General features: G+C 68.8%; 3 protein-coding genes. All 3 read right to left on the bottom strand.

Annotation, left to right across the window (positions count from 1 at the left end; all coding sequences use genetic code 11):
• Positions 1–116: 116 nt before the first annotated feature.
• The 3 genes from ACXAHD_RS31800 to ACXAHD_RS31790 all read right to left on the bottom strand — a co-directional run bounded on the left by ACXAHD_RS31800 (position 117) and on the right by ACXAHD_RS31790 (position 2,871).
• Complete coding sequence (locus tag ACXAHD_RS31800) at positions 117–1,193, bottom strand: BMP family lipoprotein (protein WP_475055114.1); 1,077 nt, start codon at positions 1,191–1,193, stop codon at positions 117–119.
• Positions 1,194–1,513: 320 nt separating this feature from the next.
• The gene (locus tag ACXAHD_RS31795) at positions 1,514–1,855 is read right to left on the bottom strand and encodes a hypothetical protein (RefSeq protein WP_281553222.1); all 342 of its coding nucleotides are present in this window, start codon (positions 1,853–1,855) and stop codon (positions 1,514–1,516) included.
• Between the two features lie 62 nt (positions 1,856–1,917).
• Positions 1,918–2,871, bottom strand: coding sequence for an alpha/beta hydrolase family protein (locus ACXAHD_RS31790; protein ID WP_475055111.1), 954 nt, complete (start codon positions 2,869–2,871; stop codon positions 1,918–1,920).
• Positions 2,872–2,916: the final 45 nt, after the last annotated feature.

Raw genomic sequence — 2,916 nt, 5'->3', positions numbered from 1 at the left:
TTGGGGGGGTTTGGTGTTGGTTTCTTCTTTGTTTCTTGGTTTTTTGGCCCCCTTGCACCGGGGGCGGGGTGTCGCTCGCGAGGCGTGCCGGAACAGCCCGGCGCGCCAGTTGCCGGTTACTCCGGCTGCGCGGCGGAGGTGACCTCGATGGTGCCGGCGATGATGTCCGCCTTGAGCTGCTCGACCTCGGCCTTCAGCTCGTCGGAGACGCGGTCGTCGAACTCGTTGTACGGGGCCAGCGAGACGCCGTTGTTCTCCAGGTTGCCCAGGTAGCCCGGGTCGGCGCTGAGCTCGTCGCCGTTCGCGCCGGCGAGCACGGCCTGCTTCACCGCGTCCGGGATGTTCTTGACCACGGTGGTCAGGAAGGTGTCGCAGTACTGCTCGGCGCTCTGGCAGCCGTCGACGTCGACCCAGATCACGCTGTACGCGCCACCGGCGGCCTGCGCGGCAGCGGCGGTGCCGAGCCCGGCGCCCCCGGCGACCGGCATGATCACGTCGGCGCCCTGGGCGACCAGGCTGTCGCCGACCTTCTTGCCCTCGTCCTGCTTGACGAAGTCGTTGGTGAACGAGCCGTTCTGGGTCGCCTTGTCCCAGCCGAGCACCTGCACGTCGGCGCTCTTGACCTCGTTGTAGTGGGCGACGCCGTCGACGAAGCCGTCCATGAAGATGGTCACCGGCGGGATCGGCATGCCGCCGTAGGTGCCGACGATGCCGCTCTCGGAGAACCCGGCCGCCAGGTAGCCGGCGAGGAACGCGGCCTGGGCGGTGTCGAACTGCATCGGGTAGACGTTGGCCAGGTCGGTCGTGGCGTCGACGATGCCGAACTGCTGGTCCGGGTTGGCCTCGGCGACCGCGATGGTGGCGTCGCGCATCAGGCCGCCGACGGCGAGGATGAAGTCGCAGTCCCCGGTGACGTAGCCGGTCAGGTTCGGCTCGTAGTCGGCCTCGGCGCTGGAGGCGACGTAGTCGCCGTCGACCGCGTCGTTCTCGCTCTGCGCCGCCTCGATCCCGGCCCAGGCCGAGGCGTTGAAGGACCGGTCGTCGATGCCGCCGACGTCGGTCACCATGCACGCCTTGTACGCCTCGGTGGGCTCGCCACCGGTGCCGTCCGTGCCTTCGTTATCGGGCGCCTCGCCGCACGCGGCAGCGGTGAGCGCCAGCCCACCCGCCGCGAACATCGAGACGATCCGCATCCCACGCGTAGCGCGCAAGACGGTCTCCTTCCATTGCACACCGCAGACTGTCGCGGCATCGCGTCCCCACCCGGCCGGTCGGACCGGACGTACTTTGGACGGGAGCGTACGCGCGGTCCCGTCCACCGGCCGACAATCGTGCACGACTGTTGAGCCGCCGTTACCCTCGCGTAACTCTCCCGCGCGGGAGATCACCCGCGGATCCGCAGGGTCGCTCCCGCCGCCGACCCTATAAGGGGCGGCAGCGGGTCGTCGGCGGTTCACCCGGTCGTGACCGGGGCAGGTGACGGCACGGTCGGTCGCGGTACGGTGGCGTGGCGTCAGCGCCAGAAGACGGCGACGGCGGCGTTGACCAACGTCAGCACGATGATCGCCAGGAAATGCCCCTTGTTGACCGATTCGCGCTTACGGGAGAAGAAGACCATCGCCAGGATGGCGAGCCCGAGCACCAGTTTGGTAACGAGTTTCGCCGGGGCCGGCTCGGCGCCGTCCCGCAACGGCGCGGACAGCCCGATGCCGGTGACGACCTGGATCACCGCGCCCCAGAGCATCGCCGGGTTGATCCGGATGCGACCGCTGAACCACTGGGCGACAGCCCCACCGAGTAGCAACGCGAACCCGATCAGGTGGGCGTAGAGCAGTACGAGTCTGAGAGCTTCCACTTGCTCATCCTCGCGCACCGTGCCGTTCCCGGCCGCCCCCGGGTCCGGCACGTCCTACCCAATCAGAGCAGCGGGCAGCTGTCGATGTACTCGGAGAAGGCGCGGTCGTCGGCCGGCGGCGGGCAGAGGAACTGCTCGTACCGCAGGTCGTCGTCGACGAACCGCTTCAACCAGGCGACACTGGACGAGGCGATCGTGGCATTCGGGATGTTGGGCGCGAAGTGGCTGGCACCCCGCAGTTCCAGATACGCCGACTCGAGGTCGTCCGGGAAGCTCGCGTGGAACCGTTCCGAGTGGCGCCGTACCGAAGCGATGCCGTCCCGCTCTGCGCCGATGATCATCGTCGGCACCTGCAGGTCGGACCAGTTCTTGGTGAGGTTCCACGGGGTCAACGGGATGGCTGCCCGCAGTTCCGGCCGGGCGTCCGCCGCTTCCAGAGCTCCTCCCCCACCCATCGAGTGTCCGATAACTGCCAACCGGTCGGCATCAACCCGGTCCTGCACCGGACTGTCCTGAGTGAGGAAGTCCAGCGCGGCCAGCATCTGCCGGCCCCGACTGGCCGGCTGGTCGGTCGTCGTGTTCGTGTCGATGTTGAACACCACGAAGCCCTGCGACGCCAGCCTCGGCGCCAGCCACGCCATCGACGACTGCCGGGCGGTGAAACCGGGCGCGATCACCACCCCGCCGAAGGTGCCCTCCGTGGTCGACGTCGGGAAGAAGATGGTCCCACCCCCGAAGCCCGAGGCCTGGGAACGACGTACCACCGTCTCGTCGATGTCGAACGGACCGTTGGCCGCCGTGATGCTGGCCGCCGACGGCGCCGGTCCCCGCTCGAACGGGCTCTCCGCCGCCTGCGCGGTCGGCGCCAGTACGACGCCGGCGGAGATCGCCGCCGCCGCCGCGCCGCCCACGAAGAGGTTCCGCAGCCGGAGCCAGCCCGGCCGGTTGCGGGGGGGGGGGGACCTCCCGCGCAGATAACAGTAGGGCACATCACATGCTGTTTTTCCCTTTTCCATCCCCCTTTCCCTCCCCCCCTCACCAAAAGAGGGTGCTTAAAGTCA

The organism is Micromonospora sp. ABR4_055, assembly GCF_056160425.1.
Note: the sequence above shows the minus strand (reverse complement) of the source record. Positions and strands in the feature narration are given on the sequence as shown.

Excerpts from the sequence above, each read along its gene's own strand:
- ACXAHD_RS31800 (WP_475055114.1), bottom strand. The coding sequence starts at position 1,193 with ATGCGGATCGTCTCGATGTTCGCGGCGGGTGGGCTGGCGCTCACCGCT.
- ACXAHD_RS31790 (WP_475055111.1), bottom strand. The coding sequence starts at position 2,871 with ATGGAAAAGGGAAAAACAGCATGTGATGTGCCCTACTGTTATCTGCGC.